The sequence below is a fragment of the Micromonospora sp. WMMC273 genome, assembly GCF_027460285.1.
Classification (GTDB): domain Bacteria; phylum Actinomycetota; class Actinomycetes; order Mycobacteriales; family Micromonosporaceae; genus Micromonospora; species Micromonospora aurantiaca.
Genome location: NZ_JAPZBE010000001.1, coordinates 4,956,702 through 4,969,638 on the forward strand (window position 1 = coordinate 4,956,702; position 12,937 = coordinate 4,969,638).

Below are 12,937 nucleotides of genomic sequence, written 5' to 3' on the forward strand. Positions count from 1 at the left end.
TCAGAACAGCGTCAGCTCGTCGCGCTCGATGCCGCGCAGCTTGTCGTAGTCGACCACCACGCACCGGATCCCCCGGTCGGTGGCGAGCACCCGCGCCTGCGGCTTGATCTCCTGCGCGGCGAACACGCCGGCCACCGGCGCGAGCAGCGGATCGCGGTTCATCAGCTCCAGGTAGCGGGTGAGCTGCTCGACGCCGTCGATCTCGCCGCGCCGCTTCACCTCGACCGCCACCGCGCCGCCGACCGCGTCCCGGCAGAGCAGGTCGACCGGCCCGATCGCGGTCATGTACTCGCGCCGGACCAGCGTGAAGCCCTCCCCCAGCGTCTCCGGGTTCGCGGCGAGCAGCTCCTGCAGGTGCGCCTCGACGCCGTCCTTGCGCAGGCCCGGGTCCACGCCCAGCTCGTACGAGGTGTCCTGGAAGATCTCCTCCAGGGTGATGCGCAGCTCCTCGCCGGCCTTGTTGACCACCCGCCAGACGCCTGGCGCCTCCTCCAGCCGGCAGGGCGGGCTCATCCAGTTCAACGGCTTGTAGGCCCGGTCGTCCGCGTGGATCGACACCGACCCGTCCGCCTTCACCATCAGCAACCGGGTCGCCGGGGGCAGGTGGGCCGAGAGCCGTCCGACGTAGTCCACCGAGCACTTCGCAATCACCAACCGCACCCGCCGAGGGTAGCCGAGGCCCCGGCGGACGCCGACGAGCGCCACTGGCGTACCGGTGCCATATTGAGATCGTGCTCGAAGTCCTCACCGGTTCCGGCCTGGCCGCCTCGGCGGGCCTGAACGCCTACATCCCGCTGCTGCTGATGGGGCTGCTGTCCCGCTACACCGATCTGGTCGAGCTGCCGAGCGGCTGGCAGTGGCTCGGCAACGGCTGGGTGGTGCTGATCCTCGCCGTCCTGCTCGCGGTCGAGGTGGTGGCCGACAAGGTGCCTGTGGTCGACCACGTCAACGACGTGGTGCAGACGGTGGTGCGGCCGACCGCGGGCGGGCTCGCGTTCGGCGCGGGCGCCGGCTCGGAGACCGTCACGGTGAGCGACCCGGACACGTTCTTCTCCACCCACCAGTGGGTGCCGGTGGTGGTCGGCGTACTCATCGCGCTCGGCGTGCACCTGCTCAAGGCCGCCGCCCGGCCGGTCATCAACGCGACCACCGCCGGGGTGGGCGCGCCGGTGGCCAGCACCGCCGAGGACGCGACGAGCGTGGTCATGTCGGTGGTGGCGCTGCTGCTGCCGGTGCTGGTCCTGGTCTTCCTGGTCGCCCTGGTGTTCTTCGTACCGTGGCTGTTCCGCCGCCGCCGGGAGCGGCGCCGCGAGCGCGCCGCCGCCCGCGCGGCGGGCTTCCGCGTCTGACGCGCACCGACTCCCGAAACCTCTAAAATCGGGGCAAGACACCCAAGGAGGTACGGGAGATGACCGCGTCGTTGGAGATGCCCCGGGTCCAGGAGTGCGCCGTCCGGTCCTGCGCCTACAACCACACGAACGACTGCCACGCGTTCGCCATCACGATCGGCAGCAGCGACCACGCGCACTGCCACACGTTCGTGGAGATGCCGGTGCGCGGCGGTCTCGACCAGTTGGTCGCCCAGGTCGGCGCGTGCTCGCGCGCCGACTGCCGGCACAACGCCGACCTGGAGTGTCACGCCCCGGCCATCACCGTCGGCCCGGACATGGACATGGCCGACTGCATGACCTACGAGAGCCGCTGACCCACCCGCGAGGGCGTTCAGCTCAGCGCGTTGGCCTCGCGGATCACTGTGACCAGCTCGTCGATGATGCCGGTGAGCGCGAAGTCCTTCGGCGTGAACACCCGGGCCACCCCGGCGGTCCGCAGCGCCTCGGCGTCGGCGGCCGGGATGATCCCGCCCACCACCACCGGCAGGTCGCCCCGCCCGGCCGCGCGCAGCCCGTCCAGCACCGCCGGCACGGCGGCCAGGTGCGAGCCGGACAGCACGGAGAGGCCGACCAGGTCGACGTCCTCCTCCACCGCCGCCGCGACGATCTGCCCGGCGGTCAGCCGGATGCCCTGGTAGACCACTTCGAAGCCGGCGTCGCGGGCGCGTACCGCGATCTGCTCCGCGCCGTTCGAGTGCCCGTCCAGCCCCGGCTTGCCGACCAGCAGCCGCAGCCGGCCGCTGCCCAGCTCCCGGGCGGTCGCGGCGACCCGCTCCCGGACCCCGGCGAGGGTCGCGTCACCGGTTGTGCCGACCGCCCCGGCCAGGCCGGTCGGCGCGCGGTACTCGCCGTACACCTGGCGCAGCGCGCCCGCCCACTCGCCGGTGGTGACACCGGCCCGCACGCAGTCCAGCGTCGCCGGCATCAGGTTCGCCGTGGTGGCGGCGTCGGCGCGCAGCCGGTCCAGCGCCGCCTCGACCGCCGCCGCGTCCCGGTCGGCCCGCCACCGGCGTACGCCGTCGGTGGCGGCCTCCTCGACGGCCGGGTCGACCTGCTCGATCGCCTCGGCACCGGCCGCGGTGAGCGGCGACGGCTCGGTCTCGGTGAACCGGTTGACGCCGACCACCACGTCCGAGCCGGACTCCATCCGGCGGCGCCGGTCGGCGAGCGACGCCACCAGCGCGCTCTTGAGGTAGCCGGTCTCGACGGCGGTGACCACGCCGCCCATCTCCAGCACCTTCTCCAGCTCGACGCGGGCACCGGAGACGATGTCGTCGACGAGCGCGGTCATCACGTGCGAGCCGGCGAACAGGTCCGGGTACTCCAGCAGGTCCGACTCGTACGCCAGCACCTGCTGCATGCGCAGCGACCACTGCTGGTCCCACGGGCGGGGCAGGCCCAGCGCCTCGTTCCAGGCGGGCAGTTGCACGGCCCGGGCGCGGGCGTCGCGGGACAGCGTGACGCCGAGCATCTCCAGCACGATGCGCTGGATGTTGTTCTCCGGCTGCGCCTCGGTCAGGCCCAGCGAGTTGACCTGGACGCCGTAGCGGAACCGGCGCTGCTTCGGGTTCTCCACGCCGTAGCGGTCGCGGGTGATCTCGTCCCAGAGCGCGCCGAACGCGCGCATCTTGGCGATCTCCTCGACGAAGCGCACCCCGGCGTTGACGAAGAACGAGATCCGCTGGACCACGTCGCCCATCCGCTCGGGCGGCACCTGGCCGGAGTCGCGGACGGTGTCCAGCACGGCGACGGCGGTGGCCAGCGCGAAGCCCACCTCCTGCACCGGCGTGGCGCCGGCCTCCTGAAGGTGGTACGAGCAGATGTTCACCGGGTTCCACCGGGGCATCTCACGCAGTGTGTACGCGATCACGTCGGCGGTCAGCCGCAGCGACGCCGCCGGCGGAAAGATGTACGTCCCCCGGGACAGGTACTCCTTGATGATGTCGTTCTGCGTGGTGCCGGCGCAGCGGCTCAGCTCCGCGCCCTGCTCGGCCGCGACGGTGCCGTAGAGGCCGAGCAGCCACATCGCCGGGGCGTTGATGGTCATCGAGGTGTTCATCTCGGCGAGCGGGATGCCCTCGAACAGCGCCCGCATGTCGCCCAGGTGCGCCACCGGCACGCCGACCCGGCCCACCTCGCCGGAGGCCAGCTCGTGGTCCGGGTCGTACCCGGTCTGGGTGGGCAGGTCGAAGGCGACCGACAGGCCGGTCTGCCCCTTCGCCAGGTTGCGGCGGAAGAGCGCGTTGGTGGCCGCGGCGGAGGAGTGCCCGGCGTACGTGCGCATCACCCACGGGCGGTCCCGCTCGGGCAGCCGTCCCGGCATCGCGTCGTCCATGGCCGGAGTTTAAGTTACCGTTCAGTAAAAGAGAGTGTGGAAAACCACACAACCCGATGCCCGCACCGGTGGGCCGGCGTGCGGCCGGCCCACCGACGGGTCATTCGCTACGGGCGGTCTCCGGACCGGTGATCCGTTCCAGCAGCGGCAGGGTGGCCGCGATGACGGCGAGGCAGCCCAGCACGCCGAGGACCACCACGGCGGCGAACCCGATCCCCGGTAGGCGCAGGTCGTAGTCCATCTGCGCGCGCAGGAACAGCTGCGCGGCGACCAGTCCCATCCCGACCGCCACCACGGCGACGGTCAGCAGCGGCACCGCGCTCTCCAGGGCCACCACCCGGCGCAGCAGCCGCACCGGGGCGCCACTGAGCCGCAGCAGGCTGAACGGCCGCTTCCGTTCACTGAGGCCGGCCGCCACCGCGACCGCCAGGCTGCACCCGGCGAGCACGAGACCGGTCACCACGACGAGGTCGGCCAGCCGCTGCCAGCCCCGCATGGTGTCGGCGAAGTCGGCCTCGAAGTCGCCCGGCACGTTCGGGGCCACGAAGAACGTGGGGAAGGCGGCTTCGAGGACCGTCCGGACCCGCTCGACAGCGGCCGGGTCCGCCGCCTCGACCGCCACCGAACCGGCGGGCAGCCCGGGAAGCGCGGCCGGCTCCACCGGGGACGGCGGCCAGACCCGGTCGGCCGAGGCGGACTCCCGCCAGGGGATCAGGTCCGGCGGCACCTCGGCGACGCTCGCCCCGGCGGCGCACCGCCCGTACGCGGGTGGGATGTCCGCGCAGGCGATCACGCCGGAGTCGCGGCCGTCACCGCGTACCGGGTTCTCCCGGACGAGCACCGGGTTGCGGACCCCGGGAATCGCGGCCAGGTCGGCCACCAGCGTTCCGGGCACCGGCGGGTCGTCCGTCAGCACCATCGACACCCGACCGGCCTCCAGGGAGCCCTGGGGCGCGGGACCGCGCTCGTACGCGATCGTCCCCATCACGCCCACGGCCACCGTCGTGACGAACAGCGCGAGCATCACCCCGCCCACCGCGCGGAAGCCGGCGGCCGGGTTGTCGGCGAGCCGGCGCGCGGCGATGAGCGCGGCGGGCCGGGTGGCGCGAGCGGCCATCGCCCGGGCGCCGACCATGGTGAGCCACGGCCCGCCCGCGATCAGCCCGACCATGACCAGCAACAGCGCGGGCAGGAACAACGCGGTCTGACCGTCCGACGTGGGCGGCCGGTACACCAGGGCGAAGCCCAGCCCGGCCAGGCCGAGCGCGAGCGGGATCAGCCGGTACACCCGGGGCGGCCGGGGTGTGACGCGGCGGCTGACACCGAGTGGGGAGATCCGGACCCGGCGCAGCGCGACCCAGGCCGCGGCCGCCGCGCCCGCCGGCACGCCGAGCGCCACCAGGACGGCCTCCGGCGCACCGATGGCCATGTCCCGGGGGAAGAACGGCATGCCGGTGAACGGGATGCCGGCGAGCTGTCCACGGAACGCGAAGAACACCGCGAAGCCGACCGCCGCGCCGGCCGCCGCCGCGAGCGCGGCCTCGACGGCCGCGACCGCCGAGATCTGCCGGGGCGTGGCCCCGACCAGCCGCATCGCGGCGAACCGCTGCTCCCGGCGGGCGGCGCCGAGCCGGGTCGCCGTGCCGATGAAGACGAGTACGGGAAACAGCAGTCCGCCCGCGGCCACGCCGAGGATGAGGTCGATCGCCGCCCTCGGCAGCGGAGCCCGGTTGTCGTCGAGCCGGGTGACCTTCCTGACCTGGTCCAGCTTCCTCACCTGCTCCGGGGTGCCACCGACCAGGACGAGCAGGGTGTCCGGCGAGGTGAGCGCCGCCGGCCCGACGACGCCGAGGTCCCGGCCCGGGTAGCGGTCGGCGAGCTGGTCGGCGGGGGTGGTGGCCAGCAGCTTCCGCAGCGCCGGGGAGGCGTAGAACTCGCCGGGCCCCGGCGCGCGGGGGACGCCGATCGGCGTGGGCGCGTCCGGACCGGTCGCGGCGACGTCGATGCGAACGATCTGATCGCCCCGGAAGTAGTCAAACCGGGTCGACCACAGCAGCGGGTCGGCGGACCCGCCCGCCGTCTCCTGCGGGTACATCGACGCGTAGCGGGTGAGCTGGGCGTCGGTGGCGTGCACACCGGCGAGCGTGGTGAGCAGCAGCCCGGTGCCGACCGCGACGGCGGCGGCGATGGCGACCAGCCGGACCAGCGCCTCCCGGCCACCCGCGACGGCGAGCCGGAGCGCGAGCCCGATCACGAGGCGACCCCGGCGGGGGCGTTGACCCGGCCGTCGCGCACCATGACCTCCCGGTCGGCGTACGCCGCGATGCGCGCCTCGTGCGTCACCAGGACGACTGTGGTGCCCTTCTCGCGGGCGGCGTCCACCAGCAGCGTCATCACCTCCTCGCCGGTGAGCGAGTCGAGCGCGCCGGTGGGCTCGTCGGCGAACAGCACCCGGGGCTCGGCGACCAGGCCACGGGCCAGCGCGACCCGCTGGGCCTGCCCACCGGACAGCTCCCCGGAGCGGCGGTGCTCCATGCCGGCCAGGCCGAGCCGCTCGAACCAGCCCCGCGCGGCGCGCAGCGCCGGAGTGCGGCGGACACCGCGCAGCAGCAGCGGCAGCGCCACGTTCTCCGCCGCGGTGAGTTCCGGCACGAGCTGGCCGAACTGGAAGACGAAGCCGAAGCTGTCGCGGCGCAGCGCGCTGCGGTCGGCCTCGCCGAGCGTGTCGATCCGGGTGCCGTCGAACCGGACCTCACCGGAGTCGGGGCGCAGGATGCCGGCCAGGCAGTGCAGCAACGTCGACTTGCCGGAACCGCTCGGTCCCATCACGGCGACGACCTCACCGGCGGCCACGGCGAGGCTCGCGCCGCGCAGGGCCGGTGTCTCGCCGAACGCGTACGTGACGTCACGTGCCTCGATCATCGGGCTCATGGCCGTACCGCCTTTCTCAGGGCGTCCAGCCGGGCGCCCGTCGTCTCGATCCACCGCAGGTCCGCCTCGAGGTGGTAGAGGCCGTGGTCGGCCAGCATCACGTCGACGAGTTCGCCGCTGCGCTTGATCTCGGTGAGTTCGCGCATCCGGCGCAGGTGGGCGGCGCGCTGGGTGTCCAGGTACTCCTCGGCCGGGCGGTCGAGCATCAGCGCGAGCACGACCTTGGTGAACAGCAGGGTCTGCAGGTGCGGTTCCGGTTCGACCGGCTCGGTCAGCCAGTGCTCCACCTCGGTGGCGCCCACGTCGGTGATGACGTAGCGCTTGCGGTCCGGCCCGGCGCCGGGAGCGACGTCGCCGACCACCACCTTGCCGTCGCGGGCCAGCCGGCTCAGCGTCGAGTAGACCTGCCCGTACGGCAGCGGCTTGCCGCGTCCGAAGAAGGTGTCGTAGTCGCGCTTGAGGTCGTAGCCGTGGCTGGGTTCGCGTTCGAGCAGCCCGAGCAGGGTCAGGGGAACCGTCATGAGCAGAGACTACACCGAGTGTATACCTCGCGTATATAGCTGACCCGGCAGTGGAACGGGCTACCGCACGACGCACACTTGACGTCATGGAGAACGAGCTCGCGATTTCCGTGCGAGGGCTGCGCAAGGCGTACGGCGACAACGTCGCCGTCGCCTCGGTGGACCTGGACGTCCACCGGGGTGAGGTGTTCGCCCTGCTCGGCCCGAACGGCGCCGGCAAGACCACAACGGTCGAGATCCTGGAGGGCTACCGGCAGCGCGACGCCGGCGAGGTACGCGTGCTCGGCGCCGACCCCGCCCACCCCGACGCCGGCTGGCGTTCCCGGGTCGGCATCGTGCTCCAGGGCACCGGCGAGTTCGACGAGCTCAGCGTCATCGAGGTGGTCCGCCACTTCTCCGGCTTCTACCCGGGCGCCGACGACCCGGACAAGGTGGTCGAGCGGGTCGGGCTGGGCGCCAAGGCCAAGGCGCGCACGCACACGCTCTCCGGCGGGCAGAAGCGCCGCCTGGACGTGGCGCTGGGCATCATCGGCCGCCCCGAGCTGCTCTTCCTCGACGAGCCGACCACCGGCTTCGACCCGGAGGCCCGGCGCGAGTTCTGGGAGCTGATCCGGGACCTGTCCGCCGCCGGCACCACGATCGTGCTCACCACCCACTACCTGGACGAGGCCGAGGCGCTCGCCGACCGGGTCGGCGTGATCGCCGCCGGGCGGGTGATCGAGGTCGCGCCGCCGAACGCGCTGGGCAACCGGCAGGAGTCGCTGGCGACCGTCGCCTGGCGTACCCCCGACGGGACACCGGCCTCGGCGGAGACCGCGACGCCGACGGCGCTGGTGTACGACCTGGCCGCGCGCTTCGGCGGCGAGGTGCCCGGTCTCACCGTGACCCGGCCGACCCTGGAAGACGTCTACCTGCGGATGATCGGACACTCATGACCACCACGACCAACCCCGCGGCCCCGGTCACCGCCGCCGCGGCCCGGCGGCCCGGCGCGGGCGCGCTGGCGCTGCGCCAGGGGCGGCTGGAGATCACCCAGTTCCTGCGCAGCCGGGAGTCCGTCGTGTTCACGATGGGCTTCCCGATCATCATGATCCTGATCTTCGCGGCGATCTTCAGCGACGAGATCGCCCCCGGGGTCAGCTACACGCAGTACTTCATCACCGGCATGATCGCGACCGGCCTGATGACGGTGAGCTTCCAGAACCTCGGCATCTGGATCCCGATCGAACGGGACCGGGGCGTGCTCAAGCGCTACCGCGGTACGCCGATGCCGAAGTGGGTCTGGTTCGCCGGCAAGGTGATCATGGTGGTGGTCATCGGCATCGCCGAGACCGTGCTGCTGCTCGCCGTCTCGGTGGCGATGTTCGACCTGGACCTGCCGCAGACCACCGCCAAGTGGCTGACGTTCGCCTGGGTCTCCGTGCTCGGTGTCACCGCCTGCACGCTCTGCGGCATCGCCATCTCGTCGCTGGCCCGCACCGCCCGCAGCGGCTCGGCGGTGGTCACCCCGGTCGCGCTGGTGCTCCAGTTCATCTCCGGCGTGTTCTTCGTCTTCACCAGCCTGCCCACCTGGATGCAGCAGGTCGCGGCGATCTTCCCGCTCAAGTGGATGTGCCAAGGGCTGCGCTCGGTCTTCCTGCCGGACAGCTTCGGCGCCCGGGAGCCGGGCGGCTCGTTCGAGCTGGGCACCGTCGCGCTGGTGCTCGGCGCCTGGTGCGTCATCGGCCTGGTGCTGTGCCTGACCACGTTCCGCTGGACCACCAAGCGCGACGGCTGACGCCGCTCATCCGCCGTCGACGAGCGCCGCACCGAGCGGCGTACGCCAGTAGAGCACCTCGCGCCCGGACCGCCGCTTCGCGACCGCGCCCGCGTCGAGCAGCACCCGCAGGTGGTCGCTGACCGTGCCCAGGGACAGCCCGGTCACCACCACGAGCTGCGAGGTGCTCAGCGGAGCGTCCAGCCGGGCCAGGATCTCGGCCCGGTTCGCGCCGATCAGCCGGGCCAGGCCGTCCGGCGCCGGTGAGGTCGGATCGACCAGGATCCCGCGCGCCGGATAGACCATCCCGAACCGGGCCGGCGCGTCCCAGACCACCCAGCCGCGGCGGCAGTGGGCCGGCACGAACACCAGCTGTTCGGCCGCGTGCAGCGACAGCGGCGGTTCCGGGTAGTCGTTCACCTGGAGCCGGCCGTCACCCAGCCACCGCACGTTGCGGTTGATGTCGACGATCGCCCCGGCCAGGCCGCGCATGCTCAGGGCGGCGGTACGGGCCACGATGTCCGCCCGCAGCCGGCGTTCCCGCTCCGGCCACTCCGGCGCGACTGTGTGCGCCCAGATCCAGTCGAGCAGTTCCACGACCTGCCCGGTGAGCCCGTCCGCCAGCAGCTCGGCCGCCAGCGGGCCCGGCCGGGTGGCACGCAGGTCGGCCCGGATCCGCTCGTCGGACAACCGCTCGATCGCCGCCAGTTCCCCGGCGAACGTCGGATCCGCCGAGGCGGGCGCGATGGTGAGGAAGTCCGCCACCCAGCGAAGGCCGAACGACGCCTCCACCAGCGCCCGGACCACCGGCCGGGCAGCCAGCATCTCCCGGAACGCGTCCACGTGCGGCCGTCGCCAGGCCTGCTCCCAGGGGACCTTCGGATGGCGCAGCGCCTTCAGCGCGCCGACGGTCTCGGCCATCGGCGACACCGTGAAACGACTCCGCGCGACCAGGTCGGACGGCACCTGCCAGACGCCCACGTTTCGCCTCCAGACGTAAGTCTAGGGATTCCGCCGACGACCGGCCGACCATGCCCGGGTGAGAACGTACGCAGAACTGTTCGCGGTCCGGGAGTTCCGCAACCTGTTCCTGGCCAACTGCGCCGGGATCGCCGCCCACACCACGTCGGCGCTGGCCCTGGGCGCGCTGACCTACGCGTCGACCGGCTCGGCGCTGCTCACCGCGCTGAGCATGTTCGGGGCGCCGCTGGCCGGTGTCCTCGGCAGCCTGACGCTGCTGTCCGCCGCGGACAGCGTGCCGCCGCGCCGGGCGATGGCCTTCGCCGCCCTGCTCGCCACCGCCGGCGCGGCGCTCCAGGCGGTGCCCGGGCTGCCACTCTGGGCCCGCTTCGCGATCATCTTCGCCAACGCGTACGTGGGCTCGGTCGCTGCCGGCGCCAAGTGGGCCCTGCTCACCGACATCGTGCCGGTGAACGCCTACGTGCTGGCCCGGGCCACGATGAACACGAGCGTCGGCGTCATGCAGATCGCCGGGTTCGGGCTGGCCGGCGTCTTGCTGGTGTGGCTGAGCCCGTACCAGGTGTTCCTGCTGGCGCTGGTCCTGCGGGCGGTGTCCGCCGCGGTGGGATGGTTCGGGCTCACCGAGCGTCCGGCCCGGACCAGTGAGCGGGTGACGGTCGCCCGCACGCTGCGCGTGAACCGGGTGCTCTGGGCCGATCCGGGTCGCCGGTCGCTCCTGCTCAACCTCTGGGTACCGGGCGGCCTGATCGTCGGCTGCGAGGCGCTGTTCGTCCCGTACGCCGCCGACCGCGCCGGCTTCCTGCTCGCCGCCGCCGCGCTCGGCATGCTGGCCGGGGACGTGGTGGTGGGACGGTTCCTGTCCCCCGCCCTCCGCGAGAGGTGGATCCACCCGCTGCGGGTGCTGCTCCCCCTGCCGTACCTGCTGATCCTGCTGTCGCCGCCGCTGCCGGTGGCCGTGGCCGTCGCGCTCGTCGCGTCGGTCGGCTACGCCTCCACCCTGCCGATGCAGGAACGGCTGATCGCCCACTCGCCGTCCGAGGCCCGGGGCCAGGTGCTCGGCCTGCACGGCAACGGCATGCTCGCCGCGCAGGCGGTGTGCGCCGCGCTCGCCGGGGCGCTCGCCGACCTGACCACCCCGGCGCACGCCGTCGCGGTGCTCGCCGCCGTTGCGCTGGCCGTCACCGTCGCGCTCACCCCCGGCCTGCGCCGGACCACGCCGGGCGCCGGGGAGCCGGACAGCAGACCCACGGCGGCCGTCCCGGCACCGTGATGCCGCGCGGCTCCCCGCGACGCGTACCGGATGGCACACTCGCCGGCATGGCACACACGCTGACCCGGCGGACGGTGCTCACCGCCGCCGCCGGGATCGCCGGGGCCGGCCTGGTCGGCGGCCTCGCCGCCCGGCAACTGGCCGGCCCCCGCCCGGGACCGGCGCCGGCCCTGCCGGACGCCCCGCCCGGCGACGAACGGCTCATCCGCATCGCGTCCGGCGCGCGCGGCCGCGAGGTGGACTTCTGGACGGCGGTCCCCGAGGGGTACGGCGACGGCCGCGGCCTGCCCGTCTGCCTGGTGCTGCACGGCGCGTCGGCCACCCCGCGCGACTACGGCCGGTTCGGGCTGGCCCGCTTCCTCACCGAGGCGGTACGCCGGGGCGCCCCGCCGTTCGCGCTCGCCGGCGCCACCGGCGGGCGGCTGTCCTGGCGCGCCTCCGGTGACGACGACCCGCAGCGGATGGTGCGCGAGGAGGTGCCCACCTGGTGCGCCCGGCGCGGGTTCGACAGCAGCCGGCTGGCCGTGTGGGGCTGGTCGATGGGGGGCTTCGGCGCCTTGCTGCTCGCCGAGACGTACCCGAAGTGGCTGCGGATGGCTGCGGCCTTCTCCCCCGCGGTGAGCCCCGGCGACGCGGTCTTCACCGGCGCGGAGAGGCTGCGCGGCACCCCGGTGGGGCTGTGGTGCGGGCGGCAGGACAACTTCCTCAAGGACGTGCGCGCGCTGGCCCGGGCGCTGCCCGAGGAGCCGGTACGCGCCGCCTGGGCCGACGGGCGGCACAACTTCGGCTACTGGGGCACAGTCATCCCGGACGCGTTCGCGCTGATCGGCGCCGCGCTCAGCCCACCCCGGACGTGAACCGCCCCCGGCCGCGCGGGCCGGGGGCAGGAGGACGGGCCGGTCAGTACGAGTAGAAGCCCTGGCCGGTCTTGCGGCCCAGGTCACCGGCGGTGGCCATGCGCTGGAGCAACTCCGGCGGGAAGAACTTCTCGTCGGCGGTGTCGGTGTAGATGTTGCGGGTGGCGTTGAGCAGCACGTCCACGCCGGTCAGGTCGACAGTGGCGAGCGGGCCCATGGCGTGGCCGAAGCCCAGCTTGCAGGCGGTGTCCAGGTCCTCGGCGGAGATCACGCCGGATTCGACGAGCTTGACCGCCTCCATCGCCAGCGCGCAGATCAGCCGGGTGGTGACGAAACCGGCGATGTCCCGGTTGACCACCACCACGGTCTTGCCGATCCCCTCGGCGAACGACTTGACCGTGTCCATCGTCGCGTCGCTCGTCTTGTAGCCGCGTACCAGCTCGCAGAGCTTCATCATCGGCACCGGCGAGAAGAAGTGCGTGCCGACTACCGACTCCGGGCGCTCGGTGGCGGTGGCGATCTGGGTCACCGGGATGGCGGAGGTGTTGGTGGCGAGCACCGCGTCCGCCTTGCAGATCTTGTCGAGCGCGCGGAACACCTCGTGCTTGATCTCGATCTTCTCGAAGACCGCCTCGACCACGATGTCCGCGTCGGCGGCGGCCTCCAGCTCGGTCGTCGGGGTGATCCGGCCCAGCGTCGCCTCGACGTCGGACGCCTCGATCTTGCCCTTCTCGGCGAACTTCGTCAGCGACTTCCGGATGCCGTCCACACCGCGCTTCGTGGCCGCGTCGTCGATGTCGCGCAGCGTCACCTGCCAGCCCGCCTGCGCCGCCACCTGGGCGATGCCCGAGCCCATCAGCCCGGCACCGACGACCGCGAGTCGACCCGCCATCTG

General features: G+C 73.2%; 13 protein-coding genes. 6 read left to right on the plus strand and 7 right to left on the minus strand.

What is annotated here, in order from left to right:
- On the minus strand, positions 1 to 660 hold the full coding sequence (nucS, locus tag O7611_RS22895; protein WP_030503891.1) for an endonuclease NucS: 660 nt from the start codon (positions 658 to 660) through the stop codon (positions 1 to 3).
- A 71-nt stretch (positions 661 to 731) separates the two neighbouring features.
- Between nucS and O7611_RS22900 the strand changes: the two genes are divergently transcribed.
- Entirely contained in the window at positions 732 to 1,349 is a 618-nt protein-coding gene (locus O7611_RS22900; RefSeq protein ID WP_013288236.1) for a DUF4126 domain-containing protein, read from the plus strand.
- Positions 1,350 to 1,408: 59 nt separating this feature from the next.
- Positions 1,409 to 1,705, plus strand: a complete 297-nt coding sequence (locus tag O7611_RS22905) for a DUF1540 domain-containing protein (RefSeq protein ID WP_013288237.1) — start codon at positions 1,409 to 1,411, stop codon at positions 1,703 to 1,705.
- Positions 1,706 to 1,722: 17 nt separating this feature from the next.
- Here O7611_RS22905 and O7611_RS22910 read toward each other — a convergent pair whose 3' ends face one another.
- From O7611_RS22910 to O7611_RS22925, 4 genes are all read right to left on the minus strand, one after another.
- Positions 1,723 to 3,726 (minus strand): protein meaA, encoded by a 2,004-nt coding sequence (locus tag O7611_RS22910; protein ID WP_194800603.1) that lies wholly within the window; start codon positions 3,724 to 3,726, stop codon positions 1,723 to 1,725.
- Positions 3,727 to 3,826: 100 nt separating this feature from the next.
- Positions 3,827 to 5,980, minus strand: a complete 2,154-nt coding sequence (locus O7611_RS22915) for an ABC transporter permease (RefSeq protein ID WP_194800602.1) — start codon at positions 5,978 to 5,980, stop codon at positions 3,827 to 3,829.
- Complete coding sequence (locus O7611_RS22920) at positions 5,977 to 6,657, minus strand: ABC transporter ATP-binding protein (protein WP_194800601.1); 681 nt, start codon at positions 6,655 to 6,657, stop codon at positions 5,977 to 5,979. The genes O7611_RS22915 and O7611_RS22920 overlap by 4 nt, the downstream gene beginning before the upstream one ends.
- Entirely contained in the window at positions 6,654 to 7,178 is a 525-nt protein-coding gene (locus O7611_RS22925; protein ID WP_091422661.1) for a PadR family transcriptional regulator, read from the minus strand. Before O7611_RS22925 ends, O7611_RS22920 begins: the two co-directional genes overlap by 4 nt.
- Positions 7,179 to 7,264: 86 nt before the next feature.
- Between O7611_RS22925 and O7611_RS22930 the strand changes: the two genes are divergently transcribed.
- A complete protein-coding gene (locus O7611_RS22930) occupies positions 7,265 to 8,113 on the plus strand; it encodes an ABC transporter ATP-binding protein (RefSeq protein WP_194800600.1) in 849 nt (282 codons plus the stop codon).
- On the plus strand, positions 8,110 to 8,955 hold the full coding sequence (locus O7611_RS22935; RefSeq protein WP_043328679.1) for an ABC transporter permease: 846 nt from the start codon (positions 8,110 to 8,112) through the stop codon (positions 8,953 to 8,955). Before O7611_RS22930 ends, O7611_RS22935 begins: the two co-directional genes overlap by 4 nt.
- Positions 8,956 to 8,961: 6 nt before the next feature.
- Here O7611_RS22935 and O7611_RS22940 read toward each other — a convergent pair whose 3' ends face one another.
- Entirely contained in the window at positions 8,962 to 9,915 is a 954-nt protein-coding gene (locus O7611_RS22940) for an ArsR/SmtB family transcription factor (protein ID WP_121685141.1), read from the minus strand.
- Positions 9,916 to 9,973: 58 nt separating this feature from the next.
- On the opposite strand from O7611_RS22940, the gene O7611_RS22945 reads away from it, so the two are divergent.
- Both O7611_RS22945 and O7611_RS22950 read left to right on the plus strand, forming a co-directional pair.
- Positions 9,974 to 11,185, plus strand: a complete 1,212-nt coding sequence (locus tag O7611_RS22945) for an MFS transporter (protein WP_269697559.1) — start codon at positions 9,974 to 9,976, stop codon at positions 11,183 to 11,185.
- Between the two features lie 47 nt (positions 11,186 to 11,232).
- Positions 11,233 to 12,042: an alpha/beta hydrolase gene (locus O7611_RS22950; protein ID WP_269697560.1), complete on the plus strand. Its 810-nt coding sequence runs from the start codon at positions 11,233 to 11,235 to the stop codon at positions 12,040 to 12,042.
- Between the two features lie 43 nt (positions 12,043 to 12,085).
- Here the strand turns inward: O7611_RS22950 and O7611_RS22955 are convergent, their stop codons facing one another.
- Complete coding sequence (locus O7611_RS22955; RefSeq protein ID WP_194800597.1) at positions 12,086 to 12,934, minus strand: 3-hydroxyacyl-CoA dehydrogenase family protein; 849 nt, start codon at positions 12,932 to 12,934, stop codon at positions 12,086 to 12,088.
- Between the last annotated feature and the right edge of the window lie 3 nt (positions 12,935 to 12,937).